Source organism: Melioribacter sp., assembly GCF_049325435.1.
In the GTDB taxonomy this organism is placed as follows: Bacteria; Bacteroidota; Ignavibacteria; order Ignavibacteriales; family Melioribacteraceae; genus Melioribacter; species Melioribacter roseus.
Window position 1 is genome coordinate 218,417 of the sequence record NZ_JBMOLD010000010.1, and the last position, 16,676, is coordinate 235,092.

The 16,676-nt window shown below is 43.8% G+C and carries 19 protein-coding genes and 1 tRNA gene; 2 read left to right on the plus strand and 18 right to left on the minus strand.

Annotated elements, in window-relative coordinates; translation table 11 throughout:
• From ACOYVE_RS07720 to sufB, 12 genes are all read right to left on the minus strand, one after another.
• On the minus strand, positions 1-411 hold the full coding sequence (locus ACOYVE_RS07720) for a DUF4783 domain-containing protein (RefSeq protein ID WP_422881452.1): 411 nt from the start codon (positions 409-411) through the stop codon (positions 1-3).
• 138 nt (positions 412-549) lie between these two features.
• Positions 550-1,368: a hypothetical protein gene (locus tag ACOYVE_RS07725; protein WP_422881453.1), complete on the minus strand. Its 819-nt coding sequence runs from the start codon at positions 1,366-1,368 to the stop codon at positions 550-552.
• 133 nt (positions 1,369-1,501) lie between these two features.
• The gene (locus ACOYVE_RS07730) at positions 1,502-2,791 is read right to left on the minus strand and encodes a dihydroorotase (RefSeq protein WP_014855016.1); all 1,290 of its coding nucleotides are present in this window, start codon (positions 2,789-2,791) and stop codon (positions 1,502-1,504) included.
• Between the two features lie 12 nt (positions 2,792-2,803).
• A complete protein-coding gene (locus ACOYVE_RS07735) occupies positions 2,804-3,724 on the minus strand; it encodes an aspartate carbamoyltransferase catalytic subunit (RefSeq protein WP_014855017.1) in 921 nt (306 codons plus the stop codon).
• Positions 3,725-3,731: 7 nt separating this feature from the next.
• The gene (gene pyrR / locus ACOYVE_RS07740) at positions 3,732-4,283 is read right to left on the minus strand and encodes a bifunctional pyr operon transcriptional regulator/uracil phosphoribosyltransferase PyrR (RefSeq protein ID WP_014855018.1); all 552 of its coding nucleotides are present in this window, start codon (positions 4,281-4,283) and stop codon (positions 3,732-3,734) included.
• Positions 4,284-4,453: 170 nt separating this feature from the next.
• Positions 4,454-4,909 carry an Rrf2 family transcriptional regulator gene (locus ACOYVE_RS07745; protein ID WP_014855019.1) on the minus strand — a complete coding sequence of 152 codons (456 nt, stop codon included), beginning with the start codon at positions 4,907-4,909 and terminating at the stop codon, positions 4,454-4,456.
• An 11-nt stretch (positions 4,910-4,920) separates the two neighbouring features.
• The gene (locus ACOYVE_RS07750; RefSeq protein ID WP_422881456.1) at positions 4,921-5,451 is read right to left on the minus strand and encodes a BrxA/BrxB family bacilliredoxin; all 531 of its coding nucleotides are present in this window, start codon (positions 5,449-5,451) and stop codon (positions 4,921-4,923) included.
• A gap of 20 nt (positions 5,452-5,471) precedes the next feature.
• Positions 5,472-5,786: an SUF system Fe-S cluster assembly protein gene (locus ACOYVE_RS07755; RefSeq protein ID WP_422881457.1), complete on the minus strand. Its 315-nt coding sequence runs from the start codon at positions 5,784-5,786 to the stop codon at positions 5,472-5,474.
• Positions 5,787-5,789: 3 nt separating this feature from the next.
• Positions 5,790-7,040 (minus strand): aminotransferase class V-fold PLP-dependent enzyme, encoded by a 1,251-nt coding sequence (locus ACOYVE_RS07760; protein WP_014855022.1) that lies wholly within the window; start codon positions 7,038-7,040, stop codon positions 5,790-5,792.
• Positions 7,041-7,067: 27 nt separating this feature from the next.
• Complete coding sequence (gene sufD / locus ACOYVE_RS07765) at positions 7,068-8,411, minus strand: Fe-S cluster assembly protein SufD (protein WP_422881459.1); 1,344 nt, start codon at positions 8,409-8,411, stop codon at positions 7,068-7,070.
• A 19-nt stretch (positions 8,412-8,430) separates the two neighbouring features.
• On the minus strand, positions 8,431-9,195 hold the full coding sequence (gene sufC, locus ACOYVE_RS07770; protein ID WP_014855024.1) for a Fe-S cluster assembly ATPase SufC: 765 nt from the start codon (positions 9,193-9,195) through the stop codon (positions 8,431-8,433).
• Positions 9,196-9,234: 39 nt separating this feature from the next.
• Positions 9,235-10,668 carry a Fe-S cluster assembly protein SufB gene (gene sufB / locus ACOYVE_RS07775; protein ID WP_408606240.1) on the minus strand — a complete coding sequence of 478 codons (1,434 nt, stop codon included), beginning with the start codon at positions 10,666-10,668 and terminating at the stop codon, positions 9,235-9,237.
• 220 nt (positions 10,669-10,888) lie between these two features.
• On the opposite strand from sufB, the gene ACOYVE_RS07780 reads away from it, so the two are divergent.
• Positions 10,889-11,410, plus strand: coding sequence for an O-acetyl-ADP-ribose deacetylase (locus tag ACOYVE_RS07780; RefSeq protein ID WP_014855026.1), 522 nt, complete (start codon positions 10,889-10,891; stop codon positions 11,408-11,410).
• On the opposite strand, the gene ACOYVE_RS07785 is transcribed toward ACOYVE_RS07780, so the two are convergent.
• From ACOYVE_RS07785 to eno, 4 genes are read right to left on the minus strand one after another with little or no spacing between them, the layout of a single operon-like run.
• Complete coding sequence (locus ACOYVE_RS07785) at positions 11,396-12,271, minus strand: DMT family transporter (protein ID WP_014855027.1); 876 nt, start codon at positions 12,269-12,271, stop codon at positions 11,396-11,398. The two genes, ACOYVE_RS07780 and ACOYVE_RS07785, sit on opposite strands and share 15 nt — an antisense overlap.
• Positions 12,261-13,292 carry a glycosyltransferase family 9 protein gene (locus ACOYVE_RS07790; RefSeq protein ID WP_014855028.1) on the minus strand — a complete coding sequence of 344 codons (1,032 nt, stop codon included), beginning with the start codon at positions 13,290-13,292 and terminating at the stop codon, positions 12,261-12,263. The genes ACOYVE_RS07785 and ACOYVE_RS07790 overlap by 11 nt, the downstream gene beginning before the upstream one ends.
• Positions 13,289-14,308: a glycosyltransferase family 9 protein gene (locus tag ACOYVE_RS07795; protein ID WP_014855029.1), complete on the minus strand. Its 1,020-nt coding sequence runs from the start codon at positions 14,306-14,308 to the stop codon at positions 13,289-13,291. The genes ACOYVE_RS07790 and ACOYVE_RS07795 overlap by 4 nt, the downstream gene beginning before the upstream one ends.
• A gap of 48 nt (positions 14,309-14,356) precedes the next feature.
• Positions 14,357-15,652: a phosphopyruvate hydratase gene (gene eno, locus ACOYVE_RS07800; RefSeq protein ID WP_014855030.1), complete on the minus strand. Its 1,296-nt coding sequence runs from the start codon at positions 15,650-15,652 to the stop codon at positions 14,357-14,359.
• A 137-nt stretch (positions 15,653-15,789) separates the two neighbouring features.
• On the opposite strand from eno, the gene ACOYVE_RS07805 reads away from it, so the two are divergent.
• A tRNA-Arg gene (locus ACOYVE_RS07805) sits at positions 15,790-15,863 on the plus strand.
• A gap of 220 nt (positions 15,864-16,083) precedes the next feature.
• Here ACOYVE_RS07805 and ACOYVE_RS07810 read toward each other — a convergent pair.
• Positions 16,084-16,425, minus strand: coding sequence for a hypothetical protein (locus ACOYVE_RS07810; protein WP_041355717.1), 342 nt, complete (start codon positions 16,423-16,425; stop codon positions 16,084-16,086).
• Between the two features lie 155 nt (positions 16,426-16,580).
• The coding region (locus tag ACOYVE_RS07815) for an IS3 family transposase (protein ID WP_422881332.1) at positions 16,581-16,676 on the minus strand (96 nt) is incomplete at its 5' end.

The window sequence follows — 16,676 nt, forward strand, 5'->3', positions numbered from 1 at the left end:
TCAATTAATAGTTATCTGTGAAATGCGCCATTCGTCTCCGTATTTCTGAAGCGATATAAAAACCATGGCGCTTTTTCTGATTCCCCGGTAACTTGTTCTAAGAGCGCCCGACGCAAACGGATTCGTAGTGTCTATAACAAGGTTATCGATCTTAAATGAAATCGGCCGGTATATACTGAAAAAATCTTTCAAAACGTAATAAGCCTGATTGGCGCTGAAATATCCGCTCTTGCCGTTGAAAAGACTGATAAAAGTTTTTTCCGCAAAATAATTCGAGAATCGGTCAATTGAGCCTGCAGGCAGACCTTCTTCGATATTGGCAAAAATTCTGTTGATATCGGCGTCCCGGTTTTGGGGCAAAACCGTCGCCGTCATAAAAAATAATATTGCGGTATGGAACAGTAGTTTCAAGGGTCTTCCAAGTTTTGTGAAATATCAAATCACATTGCAAAATATACCAAAAGAAAATAAAAAACACGGGCGATAATTTACCCGCGGCTCTCTACGCCCTCTCTAAAAAGCCTGGGAAATTACAGCCCGTTTAAATAACTACCGTCCTTTTCTTTGAAGGGAAAGATTCTTTCGATCGATAGATTTCCTGTTTATTTTCAATTGTCTGTTTCCTTCAACGGTTTGATATGCCCAGTCAAAAATCATTCTGTCGCCTGCAATGGCGCTTATTCTCACTTTCGCATATCTGTTATCCCACGTCCATATTACATACGTATGACCGGGTATTGCTTCTACATATTTAATATTTTCGCCGTCGTTAATCGGAACCCATCCGTCAGTCGGAGCAAAGCTTACGTCATAGATGTCATATGCAGGTCCCATATCCTGAATGTCGGTATCCTCCCATACGTTCAGGTAATAAATTCCTTCATATTTTTCGAAAAAGAAGTCGGCTCCTTCGCCGTCATACGGAACTACCGAGTAATCGCTGAAATCGTATCCCGAATTCGATGGCGATACGTGCAAATCGAATAACGCCCTGTCGAAACCTTCGGGGCGTGGAGTGTCGTAAACAACGTCGTAGCTCAGCTCGCTTTCATTGTTGTTATAATCGAATGCGGTAACGGCATAGTAATATGTTATGCCGTTGCGGGCGCCGTAGTCCACAAAATAATTGTCGTAAGTCGTACCGATCAATTCGTACGTTCCGTCATACGAATAGCTAAAATAGACGTTGTAGCCGGCAAGGTCGGGTTCCTTGTTGCGCTGCCAATAGATATCCACCCTGTTATCTCCAGTGATTGTATTGATATTACGGGGCGGCATCGGCGGTATCGAATCGTATTCCCAGTCGTTAACATTATGACATCCGGCTGCGAAAATTATCGCCGCTACAATCAATATCATCTTTTTCATCACATCCTCCGGTTTTGAGTCGGTTGATGCAATATGAATGCCAGAATAAAAAAAGAGGGATTTCGCTCAATTCACGAAATCCCTCTTTTCGATTGTTTTCAAAAATGGACACCTGTGAACAAATTACAGGATATCAGATATCGATAAATTTATCTTCGTAATACATTTTGCGTTTGTTGATTACCGCTACGGCTTTTCCAGTAAGCAACTTTTTGTCGAACGGAGAATTTTTCGATTTCGATTTGAATTTGGAAACATCGACTGTCCAGATCAAATCCGGGTCGATAATTGTAAGATTGGCTTTTTCGCCGGTTTTGAATTTAGGCACGGGCAGGTTGAGAATTTTTCTCGGATTAATCGACAATTTTTCGACAAGTTGTTCCATCGTAATCCGTTTCTTGTGCACCAATTCGCTTATAGCCAGTCCCAATTCGGTTTCGAGACCGAGGATGCCGTTCGGCGCGTAAATAAATTCCATCTCTTTTTCTTCGATCGAATGCGGAGCGTGGTCGCTTGCAATACAGTCAATTGTGCCGTCTTTCAAACCTTCGATTATCGCTTCGACGTCTTCTGCAGATCTCAGCGGAGGGCTCATCTTGAAATTCGTATCATAAGTTTTAAGCGATTCGTCGGTAAGAGTAAAATGGTGCGGAGTAACTTCGGCGGTTACGTTGATATTTCTTTCTTTTGCCCAGCGCACCAGTTCGACCGCTTTTTTAGTGCTGATATGAGCTATGTGGACTTTACCGCCGGTATATTCAGCCATCAGAATATCCCGGATGACAATAATATCTTCGGATACCGAAGGCAGCGGCGGAAGCCCGAGTATAGTGGATGTTATGCCTTCGTTCATTGCTCCGTCGGCAAGCGTTTCGTCTTCGCAATGCTCGATAATCGGTACGTCGAACATTTTCGAATACTCGAGAGCGTTTTTGAGTACCGAGGCCGTTTTAATCGCCACGCCGTCGTCTGAGAATCCGACAGCGCCGGCTTCATATAGCTCGAACATAGGCGAAATTGCTTCGCCCTGTCTCTTCTTTGTGGCTGCCGCAATCGGATAGACTTCCACAAGGTGGTCTTTCGATTTCTCTTTGATATAACGGACGATCTCGGCGCTGTCGATATCCGGAGTAGTATTCGGCATGCATGCAATTTCAGTAAAACCGCCGGCGGCGGCTGCGTTCGAGCCAGTTTCTATCGTCTCTTCGTCTTCCCTGCCCGGCTCCCTCAAATGAACGTGCATATCGAACAATCCCGGGACGCAATATTTACCTGCAAATTCATAAACCGTCGATTTCTCGTAATCCTCTTCCGTCATTCCGCCAACTTTACTTATAATACCGTCTTCGATAAGAAGGTCTTTCTTCTCGTTCAATTTTTGTTCCGGATTCAAAAGCGTTACATCTTTAAGTATAATTTTCATTATTCACCTGAATTAATTCATTGTTCCGAGTAAATAGAGTACCGCCATTCGCACTGCAACTCCGTTGGTTACCTGGTCCAGAATGATTTGATAGGGACCGTCGGCAACTTCGGAAGAAAGCTCCACGCCCCGATTAATAGGACCGGGATGGAGTATCAAAATATTCTTGTTATTTTTTTCCAATCTTTCGGAAGTAATACCGAAAAAGTTATGGTATTCTCTCACGGAAGGAATTCTGCTGCCTGCGTCGCGTTCGAGCTGAATTCTCAATACGTTGAGAACGTCGTTGTTTTTAATCGCCTCGTCGATATTTTTGCAAACTTTAACGCCCAGGTCTTCAATACCGAAGGGAATCATCGTCGAGGGACCGCATACGGACACATTTGCGCCCATTGTTTTCAATCCGAAAATATTCGACATTGCCACGCGGCTGTGAGCTATATCGCCGACAATACAAACGTTCAAGCCTTTCAATGTTCCGAACTTTTCTCTTATCGAATACATATCGAGCAAAGCCTGCGTAGGATGCTCGTGAAGCCCGTCGCCGGCGTTGATAATATTGGCTTTCGAAATTCTGGTAAGAAAATACGGAACGCCGGCTGATTGATGCCTTACCACAATCATATCGACTTTCATCGCTTCGATATTGCGCACGGTATCCTTGAAACTTTCTCCCTTTTTGGCGCTGCTTGTGGAAGTCGAAAAATTTACGGTGTCCGCTGAGAGGCGTTTCTGAGCCAGCTCAAATGATATTCGCGTTCTGGTTGAATTCTCGTAAAAAAGATTAACGATAGTCTTACCCTGGAGTGTGGGCACTTTTTTTATCGGGCGTTCCAATACTTCCCGAAAAGTGGTTGCCGTATCGAGAATCAACTGGATATCTTCTTTCGGAACGCCGTACAATCCGAGCAGGTGTCTGCTTGATAATGACATAAATTACTCACTCTTTGTTGTTGGGAGCATTAACTAAATAGATTGAATCTTCGCCGTCAATTTCTTTCAGTTTAACTTTTATTTCTTCGTTAATCGACGTGGGAATATTTTTTCCGACGAAATCGGCTTTTATCGGCATTTCCCTGTGACCGCGGTCGACAAGGACGCACAATTGAATTGTATTGGGTCTGCCGAGGTCCATAATGGCATCCAAAGCCGCGCGGGCAGTTCGACCCGTGTAAAGAACGTCGTCGATAAGGATAACGTCTTTTTCGTTTATATCGAAGGTAATATTTGTAACGGATACTTCGGGCTGTTTCAAACGCGTACGAAAATCGTCTCTGTAGAGCGTGACGTCGAGAACGCCGAAGGGAGGTTCGTAGTTGTCGATTTCTTTTATTTTATTTTTGATCCTTTCGGCTATAAATTCGCCTCTGGTTCGCATGCCGATCAAAACGATATTTTTCGAACCTTTATTCTTTTCGATTATTTCGTGCGCAAGACGCGTGATGGTTCTGCGCAGCCCTTCTTCGTCGACTATTTTTGCTTTTATGTCCATATAAAAAAAATCCTCGTTGACTTTCGTCGCCGAGGTCCTCTGTTTGGTTAATAAGTGTTTTCGGGTTTCATTCCTTTTTATCTCGCCGGATAAAATTAAAGGATTATTTTAGAAGCAAACTTAATACAATTGGAACAAAAAGTAAACCGAAAGATCGGATTTTGTCCGTATTATTTTTCGGATTCCGTAATAATTTCGAAAATGTAGTTTTCCGAGCCCATTAAATCCTTAATCGTCAGGCGTTCGGTGACCGTATCGATAGAATCCTGGATAATTTTCCAGAGCGAACGGAGAGAGCAATCGATGGAATTAGTGCAAAAATCGGCGGCGCCGGAATGCGACTGGCAAAACGAGTCGTCATAGAGCCGTCCGCCCAAAGATTCGAGCACTTCTTTAACCTTAATTTCTTCCGGGGGACGAGCCAATGTATATCCGCCCGTCTGTCCCCGTTCGGCAACAAGAAACCCTCCGAGTCGCAACAAACGCAAAATTTTACCGACGTTGTGATGTGAAATCTTTTCGGCGCCCGCTATTTCGGGAATAGTCAAAGATTTACCGGCGCGGTAAAATTTTGCAATTCGGAGCAATAACCTGAGACCGTATTCTTCTTGTGAACTGAATTTCAAATCATCCCTCCTTATGCAAGAGGTATTTTAGAGCCGCATGATTTGGCGTTTACAAGTTTATCGTATTTTTCTTTCGGTATCGAAGGACCATTGTTCGAGCAATGCTGCTCGAAAACTTTAGTCAATTCTTCGGCAATTTCCTCGGCATATCTGCCTTCGATACGATGGCGCGGCAGGAAGTAAATTACTTTGCCGTTTTTAATCAAAGCCATCGAAGGAGAAGAAGGCGGATAATCGCCCAAAATATTTTCCCGGATAAAATCGACTGCGTCTCTGTCCTGCCCCGCAAATGCTGTTACAAATTTATCGGGGATTACCGAATGCTGAAGCGCCAGAGTAGCCGCAGGGCGCGCGCTGCCGGCGGCGCATCCGCAAACGGAATTTATTACCAGAAAAATCGTTTTATCCTGATTTCCGGAGAAAACCTCTTTCGCTTTTTCCGGAGTAAGCAGTTCTTCGAAGCCGACGTAAGTAAGTTCGTCCCTCATCGGTTGAACCGCTTCGGGATCGTAAATAGGCGGCTTTTGATTTATATTAAACATAACTTTCCTTTCTTTTTTGATTATAGAAATCCGAGTTCTAGTTTGGCTTCCTCGCTCATTTTATCCATACTCCACGGCGGCTCCCAAACCAGATCGAGATAAACGTCTTTGACGCCTTTGACTTTCTTTACTTTTTCTTTTACTTCGATCGGAAGACTTTCCGCCACAGGGCAATTCGGCGAAGTGAGCGTCATCTTGATATAAGTGTTGCCTTCGTCGTCAACGCGCAAATCGTAAATCAAACCCAGCTCCCAGATATCTACCGGAATTTCCGGGTCGTAACATGTCTTAAGAACGGCAATAATTTCCTGCTCCAATTTTCCTTTGTCTGTCATAGTTTACTCGAATATTTTTTTGACTTTCAATAAACCTTCGTAAAGTTTATCGATTTCTTCTTTAGTATTGTAAAACGAGAACGAAGCCCGCGCCGTAGCCGGCACGCCGAACCGTTTCATTATCGGCTGAGTGCAGTGATGTCCCGTTCTGATTGCAATTCCGTCGGTGTCGATAATCGTACCGATATCGTAAGGATGAATTCCGTCGATGACGAACGAAATTACCGAAGCTTTTTCGCCTGCATTGCCGATTATCTTCAGACCGTCGATTTCCGAAAGGCGTTCGGTGGCATATTTCAAAAGCATATCCTCGTAGTCCGACAGTTCCGCACGGTCGAATTGATTGACATAATCGATTGCCGCGCCGAGTCCGATACCGCCTGCAATATTGGGAGTGCCCGCTTCGAATTTTTTGGGAATATCCTCGAATGTGGTTTTTTCGAACGTCACCGTTCTGATCATATCGCCGCCGCCCTGATACGGAGGCATCATTTCAAGAAATTCAGCCTTGCCGTAGAGAACTCCGATGCCCGTAGGTCCGAAAACTTTATGACCCGAGAAGGCATAAAAATCGGCGTCGAGTTCCTGGACGTCCACTTTCAAATGCGACATTGCCTGAGCGCCGTCGACCAGTACGGGAATGTTTTTCGAATGCGCAATCTCTACGATTTTTTTTATCGGGTTTATCGTGCCGAGCGTATTTGAAATGTGAACCACGGAGACCAAGCGCGTTTTATCGGATATCATGCTTTCGAACGCTTCCAGGTCTAACTCGCCCGCGTCATTAATCGGAATGACTTTCAAATTTATTTTCTTGCGGTCTCTTATTAACTGCCACGGAACAATGTTCGAATGGTGTTCCATATTGGAGACAATAACTTCGTCCCCTTCGGAAAAATATTTCGAACGGCAAAGACTCGAAGCCACCAAATTTATAGCTTCGGTAGTGCCCCTTACGAAAATTATTTCCGAGGCGCTAATTGCGTTTATAAATTCCTTGACCTTCAGACGCGCGTTCTCGTATTGCTCGGTCGCTAGCTCGCTCAGAAAATAAAGACCCCTGTGTATATTGGCGTTGTCGTAAGTGTAATAATTCGTAAGAGCGTCGATAACGCTTTGAGGTTTTTGAGTAGTAGCCGCGTTGTCGAGATAGACAAGAGGCTTGTCGTTAACGAGTCTTTTCAATATCGGAAAATCATTCCGGACTTCGTCGACGTCAAACTTTTTTTTAACGAGCTTATCTGTTTTTTGCACTGTACACCCGATTAAATTAGAATATTGTTAAAAAGAGACTTCCTGTCTGTGCAACTCCTCGAAAATCAAATGGTTTATTTGTTCTTTGAGTTCGACTATTTTAATTTCGTCGATTACGTCGGCGGCAAAAGCTCTTATAAGAATCGACTTTGCGAGATCTGAGGGGACTCCTCTCGAACGGATATAAAATTCGGCTTCCTCGTCCAAATGTCCCACCGTGGCGCCGTGAGTACATTTAACGTCGTCTGCAAATATTTCCAGTTGCGGTTTGGCGTCCACACGAGCGTCTGCCGAGAGCAGAACGGTTTTATTCTGCTGATAAGCGTTTGTTTTCTGAGCGTCCTGTCTGACGATTATCTTGCCGTTGAAAACGCCTCGCGCACTGTCGTCGAGAATTCCTTTATACAACTCGTTGCTCATCGAATTCGGTTTTGCGTGGTCTACGAACGTATGGTTGTCGATATGCTGATTTTCTTTTCCCAGATAAAACCCGTAATAATGCGTTTCGATATTTTCGCCGTCGAGTTTCGAGTTGATGTCATTGCGTATAAGTCTTCCGCCGAAATTCAGATTGTAATGATTCAATACGCTCCCGTCTTTTTGAATTGCCTGCAGCTTCTCGATATGATAAGACGACGGATTCTCTCTCTGAATTTTATAAACGTCTATCAAACTGTCTTCTTCGAGCATTATTTCGGTAATTCCGTCGGTAAAGTAAGACTCTTTCGAACCGCCGTAGTAATTGAATATAACAGACGCGCGCGAGTTTTTGCCCGCTACGATCAAATTCCTTGGAGCGATCAAAAGATTTTCTTCCGGATCGCCGTTGATAAAAAGCGCCTGCAAAGGCTTGCTCAATTCGCTGTTTTCTTTCAGAACGACAACCACGCCGTCCTGCATGTAAACGCCGTTGAGCGCGTTAAAAAGATTATCTTCGGAAGAAATTTTTCCGAGATAATTCCCGGCAATTTCCCCGTGCGATTCGATAAAACCGTTCAGGTTGCCGATTATAATTTTATCGCCGTCTTCGGAAATATCGGACAATTCCGCCGAGTATCTGCCGTTTACAAACGTTATAAGATTATAATCGAATCCGCCGAAGACTAACTTTTTGATTTCGTCTTTTGTATAGCCGGTTTTTCTTTCCGACGGCAACGGATTGAATTTATTTTTTCTGGCAAACGAAACGTCGGTATATTTCCATTCCTCATTCTTGTTGGTGGGAAAATCGAACTCGGAAAATTTAGCCAAAGACGTCTCGCGCATTTTTTTCAGCAATTCGTGGTTATGACCGTTCATCTGCTTTTCAAACAATTCGAAGTTCTTCAGGTACCAGTCTTTTATATTTTCGTTTTTTGTTAATTCTTTCATTAAAATTCAACTCCTTCGATTAATTGGATTCGAGTTCGACTTCTTCGGGTTTGATCCAGTCGTAGCCTTTTTCTTCGAGCAACAGGGCGAGTTCTTTTCCGCCCGACTTAATAATCTTCCCTTTATAAAGAACGTGCACGTAGTCCGGAACGATATAGTCAAGAAGCCTTTGATAGTGAGTAACCACAATTACGGCGTTTTTGTCGTTATGAAAAACATTTACGCCGTTCGAAACAATTTTAAGAGCGTCGATGTCGAGCCCGGAATCGGTTTCGTCGAGAACGGCAAGTTTGGGATCGAGCATCAGGAGCTGAAATATTTCGTTGCGTTTTTTTTCGCCGCCGGAAAATCCGACATTTACCGAACGACCGATTAAATTTTCGTCCATACCGAGTATTTTCGATTTCTCTTTCATCAAATCGAGAAATTCCTTAGGCGTAAGTTCGGGCAATCCCATATGCTTTCTTTTTTCATTGATTGCCGTTTTGAGAAATGTTGCGTTCGAAACGCCCGGAATTTCAATTGGGTATTGAAAAGCGAGAAATACGCCTTCTTTGGCTCTTTCGTCGGGTTCCATTTCGAGCAGGTTTTTGCCTTCGAAAATTATCTCGCCTTCCGTTACCTCGTAATTGGGATTGCCGGCCAGAATATTGGCAAGCGTGCTTTTACCCGAGCCGTTTGGTCCCATTATCGCATGAACTTCGCCGGCTTTGATTTCGAGATCGATTCCTCTCAGAATTTCTTTTCCTTCAACTGTAGCGTGTAAGTTTTTAATTGTTAGCATTTTATATCCTTTGTTTCCTGTTTACGTTAAATACTGATTTTATCCTACGCTGCCTTCCAATGAAATGGCGAGCAGTTTTTGAGCTTCGACGGCAAATTCCATCGGCAACTCGTTAAACACTTCTTTACAGAAACCGTTTACAATCATATTGATTGCGTCTTCGGTTGGAATACCTCTCTGATTGAGATAAAAAATCTGGTCTTCGCCCACTTTGGAAGTCGTGGCTTCGTGTTCTACGCGCGCCGTGTCGTTTTCAACTTCGATATACGGGAATGTATGCGCGCCGCACCTGTCGCCCATCAGCATCGAATCGCATTGCGTAAAATTGCGGGCATTGGTCGCTTTCTTTCCTACTTTCACCAAACCTCTGTAAGAGTTGTTGCTTCTTCCTGCCGATATACCTTTCGAAATGATAGTGCTGCGCGTATTTTTACCAAGATGAATCATCTTGGTGCCGGTGTCCGCCTGTTGAAAATTATTCGTTACGGCGACAGAATAAAATTCGCCTATCGAGTTGTCGCCCTGGAGAATACATCCGGGATATTTCCACGTAATAGCAGAACCGGTTTCAACCTGAGTCCACGAAATTTTCGAGTTTACGCCGCGGCAGGCTCCCCGCTTTGTAACGAAATTGTAGATGCCGCCCTTGCCTTGTTTATCGCCGGGATACCAGTTTTGAACCGTCGAGTATTTGATTTCTGCATTGTCGAGCGCGACCAGCTCTACGACTGCGGCGTGTAATTGATTGTCGTCCCTGATAGGAGCCGTGCATCCTTCGAGGTAACTTACGTACGAATCTTCGTCCGCTATTATCAAAGTGCGTTCGAACTGACCCGTCTCCTGAGCGTTGATTCTGAAATAAGTCGACAATTCCATAGGACAGCGCACGCCTTTCGGAATATAGACAAACGAACCGTCGCTGAAAACAGCCGAGTTAAGCGCCGCATAAAAATTGTCCGTATAAGGAACCACCGAGCCGAGATATTTTTTTACCAGGTCGGGATGCTCTCTGATGGCTTCCGAAATTGAGCAAAAAATTATTCCTTTTTCTTTCAGGGTTTCTTTGAAAGTAGTGGCTACCGAAACCGAGTCGAAAACCGCATCGACGGCCACGCCTGCAAGCGCCTTTTGCTCTTCGAGCGGAATTCCGAGTTTTTCGAATGTCTTGATCAGTTCAGGGTCGACTTCGTCCAGACTGTTTAATTGCGGTTTTTTCTTGGGCGCCGCGTAATAGCTTATATCCTGAAAGTCAACTGGCTCGTATTTGACGTTTGCCCATTTCGGTTCTTCCATTTTAAGCCAGTAACGATACGCTTTGAGGCGCCATTCGGTCATCCATTCGGGCTCGCCCTTTTTTTCGGAAATCATCCGAATTACATCCTCGTTCAGACCTTTCGGAGCGACTTCCGATTCTATTTCGGATACAAATCCCCACTTATATTCTTCATTAGTAAGATCTTCGATTATCTTCATATCTTCCGACAATTCTTCACCCGATTCGAGATTCTTTTTTTCCTCATTGCTCATAAATTTTGCCTTTATTATTAAAAAATTATTCCAAACTTATTGAATCTTGATAAAATTGTCAAGATTCAACTATAAGAACATCCCTACCCTTATACAAGTTCATAAATTTGCCCGAAAAGATTTATTTTTAGCGGATGAATTTTTAATCGAAAAAAATGGTGTTAAAATGAGGGAGCGAATCGAAATTATCGAAGGCGATATAACAAAACTCCGGGTAGACGCCATAGTAAACGCGGCAAACAGGAGTTTACTGGGAGGCGGAGGAGTCGACGGCGCAATTCACCGCGCCGCCGGTCCCGGACTGCTGGAAGAATGCAAAACCCTGGGCGGATGCGAAACCGGACAAGCCAAGATTACTAAGGGCTACAATCTGCCGGCTAAATTCGTAATTCACACAGTCGGACCGGTTTGGTCGGGCGGCAATCGAAACGAAGACAAACTCCTGAGCGACTGTTATCGGAATTCTTTAAAACTGGCGGCGGAAAATAAAGTACGGACAATTGCATTCCCGTCGATCAGCACAGGCGCGTACCGATTTCCGTTCGAAAGAGCCGCAAGAATAGCCGTTCAAACGACGCTCGATTTTTTGAGTAAAAATCCGATGCCGGAAAAAGTGATATTTTGCTGTTTCGGCAGAGAGGCTTACGATACATATTTGAAAATATTCGACGAATTATACAAGGAATAAAAGAGCGACTCCGGATACGGCAATAAACGCTCCGAGCGTCGAGAGAGGCGGTATCCGTTCTTTATAATAGTACCTAACCATCGGCAGCATAATAATCGGAGGAGTTGCCATCAGTGTGGAAGCGATTCCGACCTGAGTATACGAAATTGCAATCAAACTGAACGTAATTCCGAGATAAGGACCGATTACAGAACCTGTAAGCATATAAAGCAGAGCCTTTTTATCGCCGGCAAATTTATAAAACGGATTGGGGTTCCTGTTGACTATAACGAACACCGGATAGATAAAAACAATCGAAACGGCAATACGCACGGAAGCAGCCACAAAACCGTTGACGTCGGCTTCGTTGAACGCAAGTTTGGCAAAAATCAATCCGCCCGCCTGACCTACGGCGCCCATAAACGCATAGAATATTCCCCTGTAGTCGGGTTTGACTTTATTGTCCTTTCGCTGAAGCACAACTATTGCAATGCCGACGATAGTTATTATCATACCCAGTATTTGCAAAGGCAGAATAACTTCGCCCAGAAAGATATACGCCAGAATTGCCGAGAGCGCCGGCACAAGAGCCATTATAAGCATACTGATTCGCGCTCCGATGTATTGAAACGCTTTGAACAAAAAAGTATCCCCTATTACCAGTCCGATAAAACCGCTCATACCGAGGTTGAAAATTTGAGCGGGGCTCATCGTCGCGTCGAATCCGGAAATGAGAATCGTAACGATCAACAACAGAAAAGCGATTACGAGGCGCGAAATATTTACGTGAAACGATCCCACGCGCACCGAGGCTTCCGTAAAGGCAATCGAAGTGCCCGACCATAACAACGCCGTCATAAGAGCCGCCAATTCACCCAGCATTTTTATCCTCCCGGCTAATGGATTCGAATTTTTTGCTTAAAAGCTCCCATACGTAATCCGTTTGAAGGGCTTCCATCGCGCGCCTTTCGTCCTCGTCGGTATAACTTTCGAGCGCGAGCGGCGATTTGATATTCAAATTGATATCGCCGTAAGCGCCCCAATCGACAGGATCGGACGACGCCAGGAGAGCCACTACAGGCGTTCCGGCCGCAACGGCTACATTCATCGGACCGGTGCAGTTCGAAAAGAAGAGAGTCGATTTCTTAATTACCGCCGCAAGTTTTCCGATCGTATTTGTGGCTTTGCAAATTACGGCTCCGCTCCCGATTTCACCCGCTACGAATTTTACAAGGTCTTCTTCCCCTTTCCCCCATGTCAAGAGTACGTTCCCGTTATATTTATTTACAAAACGTTTTCCGATTTCGGCAAATCGATCGGGCAGCCAGGCTCTCACCGGACGGCTCGCGCCGGGATGAATGCAAAGAACAGGCTTGTCTTTTTCAAACGATTCGTCGAAAATTTTCTCTGCAAATTCTTCCTCTTCCCTCGATATTGCCACAATCGGTTTGTCGGTAATATTCTTGCAACCGGCGGCTTTGACGATATCGAGATTTCGATGAATTTCGTGATAGCGTCCTTTGGGATGAGGAATAAAATCGGTATAAAGATTTTTCATTTTTTCTGGACCGCTGCCCGCTCTTCTGGCAGCGCCGCTCAAATAAGCAATCAAAGCCGCGCGTTCGGAAGTCCATCTCAAATTCAATGCAAAATCGAATTTACGTCTTCGCAATTTGAAAACCGTGGATATCTGCTTCGTCAGCGAATCTTTCACTTTATTTCTGTCGGTGTCTACAATTATATGCTCGTCGACTATGAAGCCCGGCGGGAGTATCTGAGTCATCAATTTATTCGTCAAAAGCGTAATCTTCGAATCGGGATAACTTTCCCTTACGGAACGGATAGCCGGGGTCGAAGCAATCAAATCGCCCAGAGCTCCCCATTTGATTATCAGTATATTCACCGTTTGCCTCCGACCAAATCGACTGTTTTTTTGAAAACCGTTTCGACATCAATACCGCCAAGATAAGATTTTTCCCCGTCTTTAATTCTTTTGCCGACGATAAAAGCGTGATTTACGCCGTCGTAAAAATTCCAGTAATCGAGATTGTCTTCGGGTAAAAGAGCGAGTATTTTTACACCCAAAGCCGCGCCGAGATGCCGGGTACCAGTGTCGTTATCGATCAACAATTTCGATTTTTTAATCAGCGCCGCGCTCTTCGTAACGCTGCCGGATTTATAAACAACGAGATTTTTTTCGTTAAAATTTTCAGAAATAATATTGCAATATTCCTCGTCCTGAGGTCCGGCAAGGAGTAATATTTTCTTGTTGCACTCCGCCAAAAGCTTTTCGATCAATTCGATATAATTATCGAGCTGCCATACTTTGCTTTTTTCGCTTGCGCCGGGATGGACTGTAATGAATTCTCCGTCTTCAAGACCGTTTTCATCGATAAACTTTTCCGCCCATAAAACATCTTCGTCAGGAACGCAAAACTCCGTTGTGTTCGATTTAACCCTCTTGTTGCCGTGTTCAACAATCCGGTTATAGTAATCGATATATTTAATCGAATCTTCGTTGACGTCGATCTTTTTGTTTAAAAGAAACGAGAAAGTTTGTTTTTTGGGAGCGATCCTGAGTATGGCGCCGGAGAAATAAGCCCACAGAGCCAGCCTGTCGCCCGGATGGAGAGCTATAAAAACGTCCGGCTTTTCTTTTCTGAGTTTCAAGATGAAATCGATGCCTCGCTTTAACGCCCGTAATCCTTTTTTATGTTTCAATTCAGTGTCGAACGGAATTATCCTGTCGATATACGGAAAATTTTCGAATGCCTTCCGGTATTCTTTTCTGACGATTAAAATCAATTCCGAGCTGGGATATTCTTCTTTAAGGAATCTTAATGCGGGAGTCGACACAATTAAATCGCCGAGGAATTTCGTATTGACGACCATTATTTTGAGAGGGCGATTCATCGGCATAAATGGCGGGACCGCTCCCTTCGAACGAGAGCAGTCCCTGCAAATAAATTATTCTGCAGTATAGTTAATTGCTGCGATACCGGGGAAAATGGCGGTGGTATCGAGTTCCTCTTCGATTCTGAGAAGCTGATTGTATTTGGCTATTCTGTCGGTTCTGCTTGCCGAACCGGTTTTAATTTGTCCTGCGTTCGTAGCCACAGCAATGTCTGCAATCGTAGTATCCTCCGTTTCGCCGGAACGATGGCTCACGACCGCCGTATAACCTGCTTTTTTAGCCATTTCGATGGCTTCCAATGTTTCGGTCAATGTGCCGATTTGATTTACTTTAATCAAAATCGAATTTGCGACGCCCTGTTCGATTCCTTTTGCGAGGAATTCGGTATTGGTTACAAAGAGGTCGTCGCCCACGAGCTGGATTTTGTCGCCCACTTTGTCGGTCAGCATTTTCCAGCCTTCCCAGTCGAATTCGCCCATGCCGTCTTCGATCGAAATAATCGGATATTTGCTTACCCAGTCAGCCCAGTAGTCGACCATCTTTTCGGGCGAGATATACGATTTGTCCGACTTGAAGAAGTAGTAAGCTTTTTTGTCGTTATCCCACATTTCGCTTGCCGCGGGGTCGAGAGCGATAAAGATATCTTTGCCCGCTTTGTAGCCGGCTTTTTCGATGGCTTCGAGAATAACTTCGATGGCTTCTTCGTTCGATTTGAGATTCGGAGCGAAACCGCCTTCGTCGCCTACAGCAGTATTATAACCTTTGGCTTTTAGAACGGATTTGAGGCTGTGGAAAGTTTCGGCGCCCATTCTTAGAGCTTCCGCAAACGTGGGAGCTCCTACCGGCATTACCATAAATTCCTGGAAGTCGACGTTATTGTCGGCGTGTTTACCGCCGTTGAGAATGTTCATCATCGGTACGGGCAGAGTGCGCGCGTTTGTGCCTCCGATATAACGATAGAGCGGAAGACCCAGAGCTTCGGCTGCGGCTTTTGCGCATGCCAGCGAAACTCCAAGTATTGCGTTTGCGCCGAGTTCGGATTTTGTGGGAGTTCCGTCGAGTTCGCACAGGAAATTGTCGATTGCCACCTGTTCGACTGCGTCCCAATCGATCAATTCGTCTGCTATTCTGTTATTGATGTTTTCGACGGCTTTTTTGACGCCTTTGCCGAGATAACGGGATTTGTCGCCGTCGCGCAATTCAACGGCTTCGTTTTCGCCGGTTGAAGCGCCGCTTGGAACCGCAGCGCGTCCCACAACGCCGCATTCGAGCGCAACTTCAACTTCTACGGTAGGATTCCCTCTTGAGTCGAGTATTTCACGTCCCCAAACATCCACAATGTTTGTCATCTTTTTTCTCCTGATAAATTAATGGATAATATGGTTACAAAAATAATTAAAACCGGAGTCTAAATTCAATTTCTTTGAAAAGGGAGGCGATTATATTTATATTTATTAGCAAAAAAATCGGATATTTCTAAAAAAATGCGCCCGTAGCTCAATCGGATAGAGCACGTGACTTCGGATCACGGGGTTGAGGGTTCGAGTCCTTCCGGGCGTACTAAGTTTTTAAATTACATTTCCGATAAGTTACTTATGAAATCTCATCTTTTAATAAATATTCATGGACAATATTTATAAAAAAATTGCTCTCAATAGTCTTGAACAAATTTTTATTAAATTCATTTAACGAAATCTGAAGAAGATTAGTATAATTATTTCACTTATTACTGTAAGCAATAATTATTATTACACAATAAATAAAATCCAAACCATGTCAATTAAAAACCCTTCCAGGCCCAACGATATATAAACCCTTCTTTATTAATCCAAAACATTCTATAAGCTGTATATCCATATGTTTGAGGATTAATATATGTGCTATAACTCCTAGCAGAGCCCCAAATATAATTATCATATATTGTTGCATTTCCACTTATATATGTAGAATAAATTAATATTCTTCCACCATAACCATCGTCAAAAACTTCCTGAGGTGGTCTCCAAGAGGCTATCAAATCGGAGTAGTGATGATACATCCAAGAATTCATAACTTCATTGATACGTGCTGCACAGCCTGAAATAAAGAAAATAATAAATGAAATAACGATTATTTTTTTCATATTAACCTCCCTTTTTAGTGGTTATTAAGGGATATATAAAAAATCGCAGTTCAAATTCTTTTAATTTGCTTTTAAATTAAGTCTGCAATTAATTTCTCTGTTCAATGTTCTTAACAATAAGAAGATGATCTTTCCCCCAAAAAGTATACAATAAGTTAAGCAACTCTTTCTTTAATTTCTTCCTTATTTTTTTCTTCGAATTCAACCGGAGATAAATAACCCAAAGCTGAATGTAATCTCTGCCTGTTGTA

Bases quoted from the DNA above. Each gene is read 5' to 3' on its own strand.
- ACOYVE_RS07725 (WP_422881453.1), bottom strand. From the start codon at position 1,368: ATGAAAAAGATGATATTGATTGTAGCGGCGATAATTTTCGCAGCCGGA.
- ACOYVE_RS07730 (WP_014855016.1), bottom strand. From the start codon at position 2,791: ATGAAAATTATACTTAAAGATGTAACGCTTTTGAATCCGGAACAAAAA.
- ACOYVE_RS07735 (WP_014855017.1), bottom strand. From the start codon at position 3,724: ATGTCATTATCAAGCAGACACCTGCTCGGATTGTACGGCGTTCCGAAA.
- pyrR (WP_014855018.1), bottom strand. From the start codon at position 4,283: ATGGACATAAAAGCAAAAATAGTCGACGAAGAAGGGCTGCGCAGAACC.
- ACOYVE_RS07750 (WP_422881456.1), bottom strand. From the start codon at position 5,451: ATGTTTAATATAAATCAAAAGCCGCCTATTTACGATCCCGAAGCGGTT.
- ACOYVE_RS07755 (WP_422881457.1), bottom strand. From the start codon at position 5,786: ATGACAGACAAAGGAAAATTGGAGCAGGAAATTATTGCCGTTCTTAAG.
- sufD (WP_422881459.1), bottom strand. From the start codon at position 8,411: ATGAAAGAATTAACAAAAAACGAAAATATAAAAGACTGGTACCTGAAG.
- sufC (WP_014855024.1), bottom strand. From the start codon at position 9,195: ATGCTAACAATTAAAAACTTACACGCTACAGTTGAAGGAAAAGAAATT.
- sufB (WP_408606240.1), bottom strand. From the start codon at position 10,668: ATGAAGATAATCGAAGATCTTACTAATGAAGAATATAAGTGGGGATTT.
- ACOYVE_RS07780 (WP_014855026.1), top strand. From the start codon at position 10,889: ATGAGGGAGCGAATCGAAATTATCGAAGGCGATATAACAAAACTCCGG.
- ACOYVE_RS07785 (WP_014855027.1), bottom strand. From the start codon at position 12,271: ATGCTGGGTGAATTGGCGGCTCTTATGACGGCGTTGTTATGGTCGGGC.
- ACOYVE_RS07795 (WP_014855029.1), bottom strand. From the start codon at position 14,308: ATGCCGATGAATCGCCCTCTCAAAATAATGGTCGTCAATACGAAATTC.
- eno (WP_014855030.1), bottom strand. From the start codon at position 15,652: ATGACAAACATTGTGGATGTTTGGGGACGTGAAATACTCGACTCAAGA.
- ACOYVE_RS07810 (WP_041355717.1), bottom strand. From the start codon at position 16,425: ATGAAAAAAATAATCGTTATTTCATTTATTATTTTCTTTATTTCAGGC.